Here is a 16,388-nt window from a genome sequence, read left to right on the forward strand (position 1 = left end):
GCATCCTCAGAACAGATCGCTGCGCGATTTCAGCAGGGTTTCGACGTCTTTATCCACTTTGATGTGGATCTCGTGCTCGATTTTGACGTTCATATTGATGGTGATCGGCTCTTTCGGGGCCGCGACTTCAATACGCGGCGTACAGCCCGAGAGCATCGCGACCATGATCACGCCGGCCAAGCCTGCCAGATTTTTCATTGTTGTTCCTCACATTCCTTGCCTGCCTGACAGCGGGCATCCGGTAACGCCGCGTGTTGCTCAAGCCATGCCTGTAAATTATCCCCATAGCGCAGGCTGCGCCACAGGGTAAAAAGATTCTCTTCGTGAGTGTAATTGAGGTGCACGGTGTTGCTTTTTCCGTCGACGCGGCTGGTGCCGCTGATGGCCGATTGCATGGTCAACACACCCAAATTATCTACATTGATTTTCGTCCACGAGCGAGAAATTTCCATATAACGGAGCCAGTTAATCGCCACGCCTGCCGCCATGTTGTCCTTGACGATCGCATCCGCCGTGTCTTTGTCGATACGCAGAGTCATCGGACCGGGGTTGGTCAGCCAGCCGTCTTTGATGATCCATTTTTCATTCTCCAGCCAGAACGGCAGCGCCCCGCTCACCGGGCCGGACATGGCAAACTGTTTAGGATTCACGGCGCTGATCAGCTCGCTGGCGGAGATATTCTGCACCCGCAGCAGGGCCGGATCGTGCTGCGGCATCCGCAGCTGCTGCATGGTGATTTTCCCGCCCAGCACGTCGGTGCTGACGTTGGTCAGCAGCAGCGGATTCTGTTCGCTCCACGGGTAATCGCCCTGCAGATCCGCGGTGATATTGCGTGCGGTGACCTGGTTCACCACCTCGGCGATACGCAGCGTGACCGGGCCGCGCGTGCCCAGCGACCAGGTGCCTTCGCTAAAACGGAACGGCAGGACAAAATCGACGCCGTTGATTTGGTTATCCGGCATCCAGACACTGCCGCTTTTCAGCACGCCGTGACCGCCCGCTTCAAAACCCTGCCCGGCGGCGGCAGAAAACGCCACCTGGGCGTACAACTCGCCGTCGCGCAAATTCATTTTCCAGTCAGGCGGCACCAGCGGCTGGAACACCGTCAGGGACTGTTTCGGCCACCAGGCCTGACCGCGCAGACGCTCCCCGTCCCAGCGACCGTTCACCTGAACCGGGCCGATGTCTGCCGCGTGCAGATCGCCTTTGAACTGGAAGAAGGTCGGGTCCGTGCCGTCGACGCTGAATTTCAGGGTCGACGGCGGGAGCACGCTGCCGCCGGAGAACGAGGTCTGCTCCGCATCCAGCGAAAGCGCCCCGCTAAAGTGCGGATTATTTTCCCCGCGCAGCCAGCGCACCGGCTGATCCAGCACCAGGCGCGGCTTGTTCACCAGCATGGTCCCGTACTGCAGTTTGTCGAAACCGGTCGACAGCTGCGTCAGTTCGATGGTGCTGTCGCGCCATTCGCCTTTGCCAGCCACGTCCCAGCGGGCGTTCATCGGCGTGAAATGACCGTCGCCCCAGTAACGCCACTGCCACAGGCCGCTGTCCGGCAGGAAGTCGTTCGCCTGGCCGTCGAGATGCAGGACAAAATCGCCCATTTCGTTTTCATGGGCTTTGAGAATGGCTTGTAATCGCCCATCTACGCCCTTCTGCGAGAGTTTGACGCCTGCCAGCGGCCAGCGGATTTCGTCGATATTCAGAGAATCAATCACCCGACCGCGCGAGCGCAGCAGCGCGCCGGGTTCAAAAGAGAGGAGCGGATCGACGAGGCTGCCCGTCAGCTGCGCAGGAAGAATGGCGTAGAGGATCAGATCGCCCTGCTTGGCTTCGCCCGTCACCTGCAGCGGCATGGCGCTGTTGTCCATGCTCAGCTTGCCCGGCCCGAGGGTCAGCACGGCGTTGCCTTTCCCCCCATCGCCCTGGGTCAGCACGTTCAGACGACCGGTAAAGGTGGCGTTTTCCAGCCCCTGCTGCCAGTTATCCACTTTCAGCCCCACGCGCCCGCTTAACGGCAGACCGGTAAGATCCCAGTGCCAGCGCCCGTCGCTGATCGTCAGCTGTTCGGCGGTGAGTCGCCACGGCAAATCCAGCAGCGGATCGGGGTTATCGCGGGCGGTCAGGACCAGCTGGCCGCGGTTCTCTTCCCAGTCGAGATCGGCATCCACCGGAGACGGGATTTGCGGTACGGTCAGGGTCGCTTCCGCGTGGCCTTTCACCGGCACGCCGTCTGGTATCAGCGGCAGCGTGAATTCCCCTGCCAGGCGGATCGGCTGCGGGTAATCCGGGAGATGAACTTCGAACTCGCTGACCGTCAGGTCTTGTCCGCGAAGTTTCCCGCGCACTTTCACCTGTTCGCCCTGATAGGTGACTTCCTGGACGGAGGGCGTTAATGAGACCTTGAGTTGGCCCTGCCACTGCTGCCACGGGGAGAGCGTTAAGCGATCGATTGTCAGCCAGGTATTGGGCAGCATCGACTGCCACTCGGCGAGGGTTTTGGGTGCGGTGTTGGCCTGCTCCGCCTGCGGAAGTTTGCTCAGGCAGGCGGTATTGAGATCGAGCGCGCCAACGTCCAGCTTCCAGCGGCTGGGGTGCGACAGGGTGGCGTTTTCCACGCGGGCGATTTCGCAGTCCTCCACGAGGTAGCGAAGATCGGGGATCACAATCTGGTTGCGCGTCAGGCGCGGGCTTTTCTCGAAGGCAATGCGCGTCCCCACGGGGAGCCAGATCCCGGCAAGGGTCGGTACCCACTGGGCGAGCGTCATCAGCAGCGTCAGCGGCAACAAAATGATCAACAGCAATAGCGCAATTGCGGCTTTGTATTTACCCCTCATGGGCAGTTAATATCCTGATTTAGCGAAAAAATAAGCCGACAGTGCCCGTCATTGTGGCATGTTTAGCCAGTCAGTTGAAGTCAACGCCAGTTTTAAGGATAGTTGCTCTAGAATTATTGATAGAACTTATTGAATTCAATAAATTTTTATAAATTGTAAGATTATTTTAATCATGCTAACGTGATGGTAAAATCACTGGAGAAAGTCTTATGAAACTCGCGGTATATAGCACAAAACAGTACGATAAAAAGTATCTGCAACATGTTAACGAGGCTTACGGATTCGAGCTCGAATTTTTTGACTTTCTGTTGACCGAAAAAACCGCCAAAACGGCGAACGGATGCGAAGCGGTGTGTATTTTCGTCAACGACGACGGCAGCCGTCCGGTGCTGGAAGAGCTGAAAAAGCACGGCGTGAAGTACATCGCGCTGCGCTGCGCGGGCTTTAACAACGTCGATCTGGACGCGGCGAAAGAGCTGGGTCTGAAAGTGGTGCGCGTCCCGGCCTACTCCCCGGAAGCGGTGGCGGAACATGCCATCGGCATGATGATGTCCCTCAACCGACGTATTCACCGCGCTTATCAGCGCACCCGTGATGCCAACTTCTCTCTCGAAGGCCTTACCGGCTTTACCATGTACGGTAAAACGGCGGGCGTGATCGGCACCGGTAAAATCGGCGTCGCGGCGCTGCGGATCCTGAAAGGTTTCGGAATGCGTCTGCTGGCGTTTGATCCGTACCCAAGCGCGGCGGCCCTGGAGCTGGGCGTGGAGTATGTCGATCTGCCGACCCTGCTTTCCGAGTCGGATGTGATCTCCCTGCACTGCCCGCTGACGGCGGAGAACTATCACCTGCTGAATCAAAGCGCATTTGAGCAGATGAAAGACGGGGTGATGATCATCAACACCAGCCGTGGCGGTCTGATCGATTCTCAGGCAGCGATTGAAGCCCTGAAAACGCAGAAAATCGGCGCACTGGGGATGGACGTGTACGAGAACGAACGCGATCTGTTCTTTGAAGATAAGTCTAACGACGTGATTCAGGACGACGTGTTCCGCCGTCTGTCCGCCTGCCACAACGTGCTGTTCACAGGGCACCAGGCGTTTTTGACCGCTGAGGCGCTGATCAGTATTTCGGAAACGACGCTCGGGAATCTGAAGCAGCTCGAGAATGGCGAAGATTGTCCGAACGAAGTCGCGTGATGGATAGCCGGGTGGCGCTGGCGCTTACCCGGCCTACGGTTTTGTAGACCCATGCAAGCGCCACCCGGCCTACGATTTTGTAGGCCCGTGCAAGCGCAGCGCCGCCGGGCGTTAGTTGCTCAACCCACGATTCTTCAACATCGGCTCGATCAACGGATCGTGCCCTCGCCAGTCACGATATAAGGCTTCCAGATCGCTGCTGTTCCCACGCGACAAAATCGCCTCACGGAATCTCTGCCCGTTTTCACGCGTTAACCCGCCCTGCTCGACAAACCACTGATAGCCGTCGTCGGCCAGCATCTGCGTCCACAGATAGGCGTAGTACCCCGCCGCATAGCCGCCGCCGAAAATGTGCGCGAAATAGCTGCTGCGATAGCGCGGTGGTACGGCGGGCAGATCCAGCCCCTCTTTTTTCAGCGCCGCGGATTCAAACGTATCAACATCGCGGATGGTCTCCTGCGCCCCGATGCCGTGCCAGTTCATGTCCAGCAGCGCGGCGCTCAGCAGCTCCGTCATGTCGTAGCCTTTGTTGAACTGCGTCGCGCTGAGCATTTTCTCACGCAGGGCATCCGGCATCGGCTCGCCGGTCTGATAGTGACGGGCATAGTGGGCGAACACCTGCGGATGGCTGGCCCAGTGCTCGTTAATTTGCGACGGGAATTCCACAAAATCGCGCGGCGTGTTAGTCCCGGAAAGCGTGGCGAAGCGCTGATCGGCAAACAGGCCGTGCAGCGTATGGCCGAACTCATGGAACAGGGTGATCACATCGTCCCAGGAGAGCAGCGCCGCCTGGCCCGCGGCGGGTTTCTGGTAGTTGCAGACGTTGTAGATCACCGGACGCGCGGCGAATTCGTGAGATTGCTCGACGAAATTCCCCATCCACGCCCCGCCGCCTTTGGAATCCCGCGCGAAAAAATCACCGTAGAACAGCGCCATGCCTTCCCCGGTATGATCGAAGATCTCCCAGACGCGCACGTCCGGATGGTAAACCGGAATATCGAAACGCTCGACAAAGCGAATGCCAAACAGCTGGCTGGCTGCCCAGAACACACCGTCGCGCAGAGTGGTGTCCAGCGCAAAATAGGGTTTGATCTGCGACTCATCGAGAGCGTATTTCTCCAGACGCACGCGCTCGGCGTAGTACGCCCAGTCCCAGGCCTGAACGCTGAAGTCTCCCTCAATGACCTTCTGGATATCCGCCTGTTCGCGCTCGGCACGCGCCTTTGCGGCAGGGACGATCCCGCGCATAAATTTCAGCGCCGCATCAGGCGTTTTCGCCATCTGATCGGCGGTGCTCCAGCTGGCGTAGCTGTCGAACCCAAGCAGCTGTGCGCGGCGGGCGCGCAGTTGTGCCAGTCGAATCACGATTTCGCGAGTGTCGTTTTCGTCGCCCTTTTGGGTGCGAATCCAGCCTGCTTTGAACAGATTTTCCCGCGTCTGACGATCGTTAAGCGCCGCCAGCGCCGGTTGTTGCGTGGTATTGAGCAACGGAATCAGCCAGCGATCGGCCAGCCCTTTTTCAGCGGCAGCACGCGCGGCAGTCGCAATTTCATCCTCGCTTAAGCCGTCGAGCTGATGAACATCATCCACCACCAGACCGCCCGCTTTGTCGGCGGCCAGCAGCCGCTGGTTGAACTGGCTGGTGAGCGACGCCGCTTCGGTGTTTAGCGCTTTGAGCTCCGCTTTTTGTTCATCGGTGAGCTGTGCGCCCGCCAGAATAAAGCGCTGGTGGAGCTCTTCCACCAGCCTGCGCGACTCCGCATCCAGCGAATCGCGCCCTTCCCATACCGACTCCACGCGGGCAAACAGCGTGTTATTGAGCCAGATATCGTTGGACAGCCCCGCCAGCTCGGTGGAGAACGCTTCGTCGAGCTCCTGCAAATAGTCGTTGGTATGCGCTGAGGTCATGGCGAAAAACACGCTGCTGACGCGGGACAACATCGCGCCGCTTTTTTCCAGCGCCAGAATAGTATTGGCAAAATCGGGTGCGGCGGCGTTAGCAATAATGGCATCAATATCTGCGCGCTTCTGGCGCATCGCTTCGTCAAATGCCGGGCGGTAGTGGCTCTCTTCGATGAGATCGAATCGAGGCGCCTGATAAGGCAATACGCTGACTTCAAAAAACGGATTGGAAACCGACATCGTTGACTCCTGGGCACACAATAATCCACCCAGAGTAGGACAGGCCGCGGCGGGCTGCAATGCTTCGCATACGTCAGGTAACAAAAGTCGTCTTAACGCACTCCCCACCAGCATGCTATGGTTACACAACACAAAAAGCGTTGAGGAACAGTGAGATGATCGTATTAGTTACCGGGGCAACAGCGGGTTTTGGTGAAAGCATCACGCGTCGCTTCGTCGCCAACGGACACAAAGTGATTGCAACGGGCCGTCGTCAGGAGCGTTTGCAGGAGCTGAAAGATGAGCTCGGCGACAGCATTTTGACCGCGCAGCTCGACGTGCGTAATCGCGCGGCCATTGAAGAGATGCTCGCTAACCTGCCCGCAGAGTGGCGCGCCATTGATATTCTGGTGAACAACGCCGGGCTGGCGCTGGGTCTGGAGCCTGCGCACAAAGCCAGCGTGGAAGACTGGGAAAACATGATCGACACCAACAACAAAGGTCTGGTGTACATGACCCGCGCGGTGCTGCCGGGCATGGTTGAACGTAATCGTGGCCATGTGATCAACATCGGTTCGACCGCAGGAAGCTGGCCTTATGCGGGCGGGAACGTGTACGGGGCGACCAAAGCCTTTGTACGTCAGTTCAGCCTGAACCTGCGCACCGACCTGCACGGCACGGCGATCCGCGTGACGGATATCGAGCCGGGTCTGGTGGGCGGGACCGAGTTCTCCAACGTGCGTTTCAAAGGTGACGACGCGAAAGCGGGTAAAACCTATGAAAACACCGAGGCCCTGACCCCGGAAGATGTGACTGAAACCGTCTGGTGGGTCGCGACGCTGCCAAAACACGTCAACATCAATACCGTGGAAATGATGCCTGTCAGCCAGAGCTTTGCCGGTTTAAGCGTGCATCGCGGCTGATCCTTCCCTGCCCGGCCTGCGGGTCGGGTATGGGATGCCCTGCAAAAGAATGGTAGTATTAGAGCGTTAACTCTTTGAGAAACCACATCCCATGGCCGCCGAATCGCAACTGAACCCTACCCAGCCTGTTAATCAGCAAATTTATCGCATTTTACGGCGTGATATCGTTCATTGCCTGATCCCGCCAGGCACCCCGCTCTCTGAAAAAGAGGTTTCGGTTCGCTTCGACGTGTCGCGTCAGCCGGTTCGTGAAGCCTTTATTAAACTGGCCGAAAACGGTCTGATTCAGATCCGCCCCCAGCGCGGCAGCTACGTAAATAAAATTTCCCTCTCGCAGGTGCGCAACGGCTGTTTCGTCCGTCAGGCGATCGAGTGCGCGGTGGTGCGCCGGGCGGCATCTCTGGTTGACGATCATCAGTGCTACCTGCTGGAACAGAATCTCCACCAGCAGCGGATTGCGATTGAGCGTAAGCAGCTGAATGACTTTTTCCAGCTCGACGACGAATTCCATCAGAAGCTGGCGCAAATTGCCGACTGTCAGCTGGCGTGGGACACCATTGAGAATATTAAAGCGACGATGGACCGCGTGCGCTATATGAGCCTCGATCACGTCTCACCGCCGGAAATGCTGCTGCGTCAGCACCACGATATATTCGCCGCGCTGGAAAAGCGCGACGGTGAGGCAGTCGTTAAAGCGATGACCGTGCATTTGCAGGAAATTGGCGAGTCGGTGCAGCTTATTCGCCAGGAAAATAGCGACTGGTTTTCGGAAGATTAATCATGACCGCATCCCGACGATATTCCGGGATGCGGCGTACGAATTAACGTACGACTAAGACCGGTATTTTGGCATAACGGATAACGGATTCCGCATTGGAGCCGAGTAAGTGGCTGGATATTCCCGGCGTCTTTGAGCCGATCACAATCACCTCATAATCCTCTTTATTACTGATACTGATAATCTCATCGCGAACATTACCGAAGCGCACTTCGGTGCGAATATTCTCTGGCGCGATATCAAATAACCGTTTTAATTCATTCATCTTTTTCTCTGACTCAGCGACCATATAGGCCTCAAACTTTTTGATGTCAGAGTTGAACCCGCGCAGCAACGAACGGCTGCTGAGCGGCAGGATGTTCAGCAAGGTGATGGTGGCGTTGTCCGCCTTCGCGAGGAACTCGGCGTGGCGCACCGCTTTATCGCTGAGGTTCATTTCAAATACGTCCACAGGCATTAATATTTTCTTGTACATAAGCCCTTCCTTATCCAAATAAAATAATTACTTATCTGACTTAAGAGTGACATGGCTATTTGAAACAAAGGCTAAACCGTTCACTGGCGGAACTATCAATAAACGAAAACAATTGTCCGTTTTGTCAATTTGCGTCGGCCCGGGTCAGCGCGGATAAAATGCAGACAAAAAAGTGTGAGCTTGATCAAAAACAAAAAAATGTTGTCGCAAGAGGCGTATTTATATTCTCCCGTCAGCGGCTGTAAAAAAGAGAGCCGTGATGTGTAGAGAAGAGGAGAAATAACCATGATGACTTACGATCGCAACCGCAACGCTATTACCACCGGCAGCCGAGTGATGATTAACGGCACCGGACACACCGGGATTATCCGCGCTATCCATGCCGAAGGTCTGGATGCCGCGCAGGTTCGCCGCAGCAAAACGGTTGAAGTGGAAGGTTGTGAAGGCAAGTTCGAACCGATTGAACTGATTCGTCTTGGCATGCACTGAGTGTGCAATGACATGCCGCCGCACGCGGCGGCATGATAAGAGATTACTTCTGAGAAAGTACCTGCGCCACGGTCGCCTTCGCGCCCTGCTCCAGCAACATCTTGTACGCGCTCATGACCGCATCCACAAAGCGGGCTTCCAGCGGCAGTTCATTGCCGAAAATCGCCTCGATACCTAACAGCGCTTTCACGCGGCTTTCACCCTCTGCGCTGCCGTTAACCGCCGCCTGAATAGTGCTCAGCAGCGGATCGCAGACTTCGATCGCGTTTCCGCTTTCATCCACGCCGCCGACATAACGCATCCAGCCAGCTACGCCCAGCGCCAGCAGCGGGAAACTGCGCTGATGCGCCAGATGCCAGCGCACAGAATCGAGCATACGCTGCGGTAACTTCTGGCTGCCATCCATCGCGATTTGCCAGGTGCGATGACGCAGCGCCGGGTTGCTGTAGCGCTCGATGAGCAAATCAGCGTAACGGGCCAGATCAACACCCTTCACTTTCAGGGTTGGCGCTTGTTCGTTCAGCATTAACGCATGCGCGGCATGACGATAGTTCTCGTCTTCCATACAGTCGTTGATGTGCTGATAGCCCGCCAGGTAGCCGAGATAGGCGAGGAAAGAGTGGCTGCCGTTGAGCATGCGCAGTTTCATCTCTTCGAACGGGATCACGTCTGCCACCAGTTCGGCACCCGCTTTTTCCCACTCAGGACGCCCGGCGACAAAGTTGTCTTCCACCACCCACTGGCGGAAGGGTTCGCAGGCCACACCAGCCGGGTCGCGCACGCCGGTAATGTGTTCGATTTTATCCAGCGTTTCGGCGGTAACGGCCGGAACAATACGATCCACCATCGTCGACGGGAACGTCACGTTCGCTTCGATCCAGTCTGCCAGTTCAGCGTTGACGGCGCGGGCATAGGCGCAGGTGACGTTACACATCACATGGCCGTTCTCCGGCATGTTGTCGCAGGACATCACGCTGAACGCCGGTAAACCTGCCGCTTTGCGGCGTGCCAGGGCTTCAACCACTACGCCGGGCGCAGATTTTGGCTGATGCGGGTTTTGCAGATCGGCGGCGATCAGCGGGTGATCGAGCATCAGCTGGCCGGTCGCCGGGGCGTGGCAGTAGCCTTTTTCAGTGATGGTGAGCGAGACAATCGCCACCTGCGGCTCGCACATAGCGGCCAGCACGGTTTCCAGACCATCTACCTGCGCGTGAAGCGCTTTTTTCACGACGCCGACCACGCGTGCGGTCCAGGCGTCGGCAGACATTTCTGCCACGGTATAGAGATTATCCTGGGCCTTAAGATCGGCAATCTGCTGTTCGCCGCCAATCAGGTTCACTTCGGTGTAGCCCCAGTCGCTGCCGTGTTCAGCCGCGAGGATATCGGTATAAACCGCCTGATGGGCACGGTGGAATGCGCCGAAACCGAGGTGCACGATGCGTGGCACCAGGTTGTTACGGTCGTAGGCAGGAAGTGACGCTTTGGCATTCAACAATTTATTATTCATGAGGAGGCTCATTTTAGTGAGGAGTCGTCGAATCTGAGGAGGTAGACCATCTCACGCAATTGGTATGACATCTTTGATTTCCATCAACTACCATACAAGAAGAGAAGAAAAGGCGGGAATGACCTTCCCGCCCTCTTTCACTTACAGATTCACCCTGTGACCCAGGGGCACCGCGGAAACGGCTTTTTCGGCGGCGTCTTCCGCGAGGCTCAGATCGCGGTCGCGCACTTCCGGCATCAGCACGGCTGACACCAGGCCAATGACGGAATAGACCACCATCATCGCCACAATCGGCCACCAGGATCCGGTCATGTTACAGAAAATCCCCGCCAGTACCGGGCCGAAACCGACCGCCACCAGACCACCGGCCTCTTTCGAAATCGCCATACGGGTAAAGCGATTGCGCGAGCCAAACATCTCCGCCATGGTGATGTTTTCCAGCGCGAACAGCCCCAGCACCGCAAAGTTGTGAATGACGATGATCGACAACATGATCACGCCCGGGCTGTAGCTTTTATCGACAATAATCGACAGCATCGGGTACGCCAGGATAATGGCGGAGATGTTGAGCAAAATGTACGGCAGACGGCGCCCGACTTTATCCGAGAGCCAGCCCAGCAGCGGGATGGAGATGAACCCGAGAATGGAGCTGATCATCAGCGCGTCGGTCGGGATGCTTTTATTAAACAGCAGCGTCTGCACCAGATAGCCCGCCAGGAAAGTCTGGATCAGGCCCGAGTTCCCCGCCTGACCAAAACGCAGCCCCGTCGCCAGCCAGAAGGATTTGCTTTTGAACATCGCGCCGAGCGAGGTTTCTTCCGCCGTCACCACCGGGCTGCTTTCGTCGTTCACCTTCTCAAACACCGGACTCTCTTTGAGGTTCATTCGCAGCCAGATGGCAAAGATCATCACCACCACGCTTGCGAGGAACGGCACGCGCCAGCCCCAGGCCACCAGCTCTTCGCGGTCGAGAGCAAAGAACATCACCGCCCAGATCGCCGTGGCGCTCAGGGTGCCGCAGTTGGTGCCCATCGCCACCAGGGACGAAATAATGCCGCGTTTCCCCTTCGGCGCGTACTCCGCCAGCATGGTTCCCGCGCCGGAAATCTCGGCTCCCGCGCCCAGCCCCTGGATAATACGCAGCGTCACCAGCAGCACCGGGGCAAAAATCCCGATCTGTGCATAGGTCGGCAGGACGCCAATCAGCGTGGTGCAGATCCCCATCATGGTGATGGTGATAAACAGCACCTTTTTACGCCCAATGCGGTCGCCCATTTTGCCGAAGATAAAGGCCCCGACGATGCGCGCAATATAGCCTGCGCCGTAAGTCCCCATCGCCAGAATCAACGCCATCGCGGCGGACTGCTCCGGGAAGAAGATCTCGTGAAAGACCAGCGCCGCACCCAGCGAATAGAGCTGGAAATCCATGAATTCCAGCGCGGTGCCAAGCCAGCCGGACACCGCTGCTTTCACCAGATCCGACGTCGTTCTTTGAGGTTGTGTCTGAGTCATAATGGCTATCTCTGTGTAGGTAAGATGCGTACCACGTAACCGCGTTTGTTGTTATTGGCCGAACGTGAGCAAGACCTTGCAGCACTGCCGCTGGTCTTTCTCAAACAGTTCGATGGCGTCGGTGACGTGGTGATAGTCAAAAGAGTGAGTGATCAGTTTATCTGGGTCGATCAGCCCCTTTTCCAGCCAGTCGATGACCACCGGGAATTTGTTGGCGTTGAGGCGCGAGGAGAAGATCGACAGCTCTTTGCCGGTGATCCCCTGCTGCGCGACCTGACTCGGTTCGCTGGAGAAGCCCATCAGCACGATGCGCCCGCCCGGCGACGCGAGGGTAATCGCCTCCTGGAGGATCGTCGGATGACAGGCGGCATCAACGATTAACGTCGGTTTAATCCCTTTCTCTTCCAGCGCCGCCTGCAGCGACTGTTCTGCGTTGTTGAACGTCCAGTCCGCGCCGCTGCGTTTCGCCATCTCCAGCCGCTCGTCAATCCGGTCGACCACGATCACCTGCTTCACCTTGTAGACGCCTTTCAGCGCCTGAACGGTGACGAGGCCCATCGGACCGGCACCGTAGATCAGCGCGATATCCTGGTCCGTCGGCTGCGCGTGTCCGGTGACGTTAGCCGCAATGGTGAAGGGCTCCACCATCACCGCGTGACGGTCGGGAATCGCATCCGGGATCGTCCACGCATTTTTTGCCGGGACGACGGCGTATTCGCTGAACCCGCCGTCACGATGCACGCCCAGCACCACCAGCGAGGTGCAGACGTTGGGTTTGCCGACCGAGCACGGCCAGCAGTGTCCGCAACTGATAACCGGATCGACGGAGACGCGCTGCCCCAGACGCCCGGCCTCCACGCCTTCACCGAGCGCGTCAATCACGCCGAAGAACTCATGCCCGATGACGCGCGGATATTTGGCGAACGGGTTATGGCCGCGATAGATATGGCTGTCGGAACCGCAGATCCCGGCGAGGCTAATTTTGACCCGCACTTCCCCTGCGGCGGGCGCAGGCAGCGGACGTTCTTCAATCAGCAGCGCGTTCGGTTTTTGAATCACAATACTTTTCATGGTTGCTCCTGGCGGATCTCACTCATTGTTATAGAGAACTTAATCAATCCGGTGTTTCACAATAAACAGGTAACACATCGCCCCGACAAAGGTGACGCAGGCCGCGACCACCAGGGCGAGATTAAAGGAGTGCGTTTTGTCGACGATCCAGCCGGTGACGATGGGCGCGAAGGAGGCGAAGACAAAGCTGCCGAAGTTCTGAATGGCGGCCACGGAGGCGACTTTGCTTTCCGAGACCATCACCTGCACCAGCCCCCACGCCGAGGTACCGGCAAAATGGACGCAGAACAGGGCTAAAGAGATAAAGGTGACGGCTTCCGCCGGAGACGAGGATTGCACCACCAGCAGCGTGCCTAACGCCGACAGGATCAAGCCCACCACAATCGCCGTTTTGCGCGTTCTGGCGAGGTCATAGCCTTTTTTGGCGAGGGCATCGACCACCAGCCCGTTGACCCACATCCCGACGGCGGCCGCGAGGAACGGGATCGCCGAGACCCAGCCGGTTTTCGCCAGGCTAAAGCCCTGCTGTGCCTGCAGATAGCCGGGCAGCCAGGCGATATACAGCCAGCCGGTGTAGTTCACGCCGGAGAAACCTAAGATCATCCCCCAGGTGGTGCGGCGTTTGAACAGCGCAATCCACTCGCTGAACTGTAACGTCGGGCGCGGTTTGACCGGCGCGGAAAGGTATTCGCGCTCGTCGGGCTGGAACGCGAACTGCGCGCGGTTGCGATACCAGGCGTACCAGCAAACCCCGACCGCCACACCCAGTAGACCGATGATTACGAACATCGCCCGCCAGCCCCAGAGGATTTGCATCGTCACCAGGATTGGCGGCGCAATCGCCTGGCCTAACACGGTGGAAGAGTTAAAAATCCCCAGCGCCGTCCCCCGCTCTTTCTGCACATACCAGTCGGTAATCGACTTCACCCCGGCGGGCATAAAGGGCGCTTCACCGATGCCTAAGCCGATGCGCAGCAGGATGAAATGGCTAAAGGAGTTCACCATGCCCGTCAGGGCCTGCATCAGTGACCAGAAGATCACCCCAGCGCCCAGCACCAGCCGCGGGCCGTAGCGGTCGAGCAAGATCCCTGACGGCAGCTGCGCCAGTCCGTACGAGAGTGAAAATGCGGAAAGCAAAAAGCCAAATTCCGTGGCGGATAGCCCCATCTCGCCGCGAATCGCTTCCCCGGCCACGCTCAAGGACGAACGGTCGAGAAAATTGACAATTCCGGCCAGAAATAGCAGCACCAGGGTGATTGTCTGTATTTTTTTGATTCGGGCAGGCTTGGTTAAGCTTTCAGTATTGATGGTTTCAGTTGTCATACGGACTCCCGATCTCAATTTACCAGTTCCACAAGGTGCCATCTTCCAGGCGCGCGACCGGGAGATACGCCGGGTCATACGGGTATTTCGCAGCCAGTTTTTCGTCGAATTCGATGCCGATACCCGGTTTGTCGCCCGGATGCATATAGCCGTTATCGAAAGTCCAGCTGTGCGGGAACACTTCCAGCATTTGCTCGGAGTAGCCCATGAACTCCTGAACGCCGAAGTTCGGCACCCACAGGTCGAAATGCAGCGCGGCGGCGTGGCAAATCGGTGACAGATCCGACGGGCCGTGCGAGCCGGTGCGTACCTGATACAGGGAGGCGAAATCGGCGATCCGGCGCATCCCGGTGATCCCGCCCGCGTGGGTGATGGTGGTGCGGATGTAATCGATCAGCTGCTCTTCAATCAGCTGTTTGCAGTCCCAGATGCTGTTGAACACCTCCCCGACGGCAATCGGCGTGACCGTGTGCTGGCGGATCAGGCGGAAGCATTCCTGGTTTTCGGCAGGCGTCGGATCTTCCATCCAGAACATGCGGAATTCTTCGATGCTCTTGCCAAAGCGCGCGGCTTCGATCGGGGTCAGGCGGTGGTGCATGTCGTGGAGAAGATGTTCGTTGAAGCCAAACTGGTTGCGCACGGCGTCGAACAGTTTGGGGGTGAAATCGAGGTATTTTTCCGTGGACCAGAGTTGCTCTTCCGGCCAGTGGCCTTTGGTCGCCGGTTCGTAGGCCAGCCCTTTTCCTTTCGCCATTCCGTAGGTGGTTTTCATCCCCGGCACGCCGCACTGCACGCGGATCGCTTTGAACCCCAGCTCTTTGTGACGGGCATAATCTTCCAGCACATCGTCAATGGTATGCCCGGTGGTGTGGCAATAAACCATGACACCTTCGCGCGATGCGCCGCCCAATAACTGATAAAGCGGCATACCGGCGGCTTTGGCTTTGATATCCCACAGGGCCACATCGACGGCAGAAATCGCCGACATGGTGACCGGCCCGCGCCGCCAGTAGGCGCCTTTATAGAAGAACTGCCAGATATCTTCGATGCGGTGCGCATCGCGGCCAATCAGCTGCGGACAAACGTGATCTTTAAGGTAGGAGGCAACGGAGAGCTCGCGTCCGTTAAGAGTGGCATCACCCAGGCCGACGATGCCGTCGTCGGTGGTGATTTTCAGAGTGACAAAATTACGCCCCGGGCAGGTGACAAAGACTTCGGCCCCGACAATTTTCATGATCCAGTTCCTTACATCGCTCGTTGTGATGCAAGAAACTTACGCAATTACACGACTACCATACAAGTATAGCGATCAAAAAATCATCCATGGATCACAAATAAAGACGCTTATGCGCGTCCCCAGCCCGCTACGATGATCAACATCCCGCACAACGCAATCAGCGCCCCCGCCCAGTCATAGGCGCTAAGCTTCACGCCATCAACGACCCGCAGCCAGATAAGCGCCGTGCAGACATACACCCCGCCGTAAGCCGCATAGACCCGCCCGCTGGCCGCCGGATGTAAGGTCAGAAGCCAGACAAACAGCGCCAGCGCGATCCCCGCAGGGAGCAGCAACAGCACGGACGCCCCGCGTTTCAACCACAGCCATGGCAGGAAGCAGCCGATGATTTCGCACAGAGCAGTCGCAAAGAAAAGTAAGGTTGTTTTAATCATTTTGCCGAGTGAGTGAGAATAGGTTTAACCATGATACGCGATAATGGCGCGACCTTTTCCATCCCAGCCGCGTGGGTATGCCACCTTTTCGGATTGGTGTAGAATTGGCAACGGGTACACCCACTACAAGGAACATGCAATGAGTACATTAAGCCAACGCCTCAGCCTGGCGGCGATGCTCACCCTGACGGCGTTTGCCTTCAGCGCGCCAGCGTCTGCCGATACCAGCAAACTGATCATTGAATCCGGTGACAGCGCGCAAAGTCGTCAGAATGCTGCCATGGACAAAGAACAATGGAATGACACCCGCAGCCTGCGTCAGAAAGTGAATAAACGCGCCGAAAAAGAGTGGGACAAAGATGACGTCGCCTTTGATGCGCGTGATAACTGTCAGCAAAGCGCGAACGTCAACGCCTACTGGGAGCCAAACACCCTGCGCTGCCTGGATCGTCGCACCGGCCGCACGGTAGCACCTTAATTTCCAC

Annotated in this window: 15 protein-coding genes; 5 read left to right on the top strand and 10 right to left on the bottom strand. The window is 57.4% G+C overall.

The features are described from left to right. Window positions 1–6: 6 nt before the first annotated feature. Together AC3WS9_RS11790 and AC3WS9_RS11795 are read right to left on the bottom strand one after the other, a co-directional pair. The gene (locus AC3WS9_RS11790) at window positions 7–198 is read right to left on the bottom strand and encodes a YnbE family lipoprotein (RefSeq protein ID WP_282493163.1); all 192 of its coding nucleotides are present in this window, start codon (window positions 196–198) and stop codon (window positions 7–9) included. Further along, window positions 195–2,834 (bottom strand): YdbH family protein, encoded by a 2,640-nt coding sequence (locus AC3WS9_RS11795; RefSeq protein ID WP_492488509.1) that lies wholly within the window; start codon window positions 2,832–2,834, stop codon window positions 195–197. Before AC3WS9_RS11795 ends, AC3WS9_RS11790 begins: the two co-directional genes overlap by 4 nt. 209 nt (window positions 2,835–3,043) lie before the next feature. Between AC3WS9_RS11795 and AC3WS9_RS11800 the strand changes: the two genes are divergently transcribed. After that, window positions 3,044–4,033, top strand: coding sequence for a 2-hydroxyacid dehydrogenase (locus tag AC3WS9_RS11800; RefSeq protein WP_285150418.1), 990 nt, complete (start codon window positions 3,044–3,046; stop codon window positions 4,031–4,033). Window positions 4,034–4,144: 111 nt separating this feature from the next. Here the strand turns inward: AC3WS9_RS11800 and dcp are convergent, their stop codons facing one another. Next, complete coding sequence (gene dcp, locus AC3WS9_RS11805) at window positions 4,145–6,175, bottom strand: peptidyl-dipeptidase Dcp (protein WP_492488511.1); 2,031 nt, start codon at window positions 6,173–6,175, stop codon at window positions 4,145–4,147. A gap of 155 nt (window positions 6,176–6,330) precedes the next feature. Here dcp and ydfG point away from each other — a divergent pair, with 155 nt between their 5' ends. Continuing rightward, entirely contained in the window at window positions 6,331–7,077 is a 747-nt protein-coding gene (gene ydfG / locus AC3WS9_RS11810) for a bifunctional NADP-dependent 3-hydroxy acid dehydrogenase/3-hydroxypropionate dehydrogenase YdfG (RefSeq protein ID WP_102103648.1), read from the top strand. A 91-nt stretch (window positions 7,078–7,168) separates the two neighbouring features. Beyond that, window positions 7,169–7,855 carry a GntR family transcriptional regulator gene (locus tag AC3WS9_RS11815; RefSeq protein ID WP_492488513.1) on the top strand — a complete coding sequence of 229 codons (687 nt, stop codon included), beginning with the start codon at window positions 7,169–7,171 and terminating at the stop codon, window positions 7,853–7,855. A 43-nt stretch (window positions 7,856–7,898) separates the two neighbouring features. Here the strand turns inward: AC3WS9_RS11815 and AC3WS9_RS11820 are convergent, their stop codons facing one another. Then, window positions 7,899–8,330: a universal stress protein gene (locus tag AC3WS9_RS11820; RefSeq protein ID WP_282493169.1), complete on the bottom strand. Its 432-nt coding sequence runs from the start codon at window positions 8,328–8,330 to the stop codon at window positions 7,899–7,901. A gap of 285 nt (window positions 8,331–8,615) precedes the next feature. On the opposite strand from AC3WS9_RS11820, the gene ydfZ reads away from it, so the two are divergent. Further along, entirely contained in the window at window positions 8,616–8,819 is a 204-nt protein-coding gene (gene ydfZ, locus AC3WS9_RS11825; protein ID WP_282493170.1) for a putative selenium delivery protein YdfZ, read from the top strand. Window positions 8,820–8,862: 43 nt separating this feature from the next. Here ydfZ and AC3WS9_RS11830 read toward each other — a convergent pair whose 3' ends face one another. From AC3WS9_RS11830 to AC3WS9_RS11855, 6 genes are all read right to left on the bottom strand, one after another. Further along, window positions 8,863–10,326: a mannitol dehydrogenase family protein gene (locus AC3WS9_RS11830; protein ID WP_492488516.1), complete on the bottom strand. Its 1,464-nt coding sequence runs from the start codon at window positions 10,324–10,326 to the stop codon at window positions 8,863–8,865. A gap of 141 nt (window positions 10,327–10,467) precedes the next feature. Next, on the bottom strand, window positions 10,468–11,838 hold the full coding sequence (locus tag AC3WS9_RS11835) for an MFS transporter (protein ID WP_324724288.1): 1,371 nt from the start codon (window positions 11,836–11,838) through the stop codon (window positions 10,468–10,470). 51 nt (window positions 11,839–11,889) lie between these two features. Beyond that, window positions 11,890–12,909 carry a Zn-dependent oxidoreductase gene (locus AC3WS9_RS11840; RefSeq protein WP_285144575.1) on the bottom strand — a complete coding sequence of 340 codons (1,020 nt, stop codon included), beginning with the start codon at window positions 12,907–12,909 and terminating at the stop codon, window positions 11,890–11,892. Between the two features lie 39 nt (window positions 12,910–12,948). Then, window positions 12,949–14,232 (bottom strand): MFS transporter, encoded by a 1,284-nt coding sequence (locus AC3WS9_RS11845; RefSeq protein ID WP_282493174.1) that lies wholly within the window; start codon window positions 14,230–14,232, stop codon window positions 12,949–12,951. Window positions 14,233–14,251: 19 nt separating this feature from the next. Next, window positions 14,252–15,466: a D-mannonate dehydratase ManD gene (gene manD / locus AC3WS9_RS11850; RefSeq protein WP_492488519.1), complete on the bottom strand. Its 1,215-nt coding sequence runs from the start codon at window positions 15,464–15,466 to the stop codon at window positions 14,252–14,254. Window positions 15,467–15,576: 110 nt separating this feature from the next. Next, window positions 15,577–15,903, bottom strand: coding sequence for a YnfA family protein (locus AC3WS9_RS11855; protein ID WP_285144578.1), 327 nt, complete (start codon window positions 15,901–15,903; stop codon window positions 15,577–15,579). A gap of 139 nt (window positions 15,904–16,042) precedes the next feature. On the opposite strand from AC3WS9_RS11855, the gene AC3WS9_RS11860 reads away from it, so the two are divergent. Beyond that, the gene (locus AC3WS9_RS11860; protein WP_282493177.1) at window positions 16,043–16,381 is read left to right on the top strand and encodes a DUF1283 family protein; all 339 of its coding nucleotides are present in this window, start codon (window positions 16,043–16,045) and stop codon (window positions 16,379–16,381) included. Window positions 16,382–16,388: the final 7 nt, after the last annotated feature.

It is taken from the genome of Lelliottia sp. EB106-05-01-XG201 (assembly GCF_058791735.1).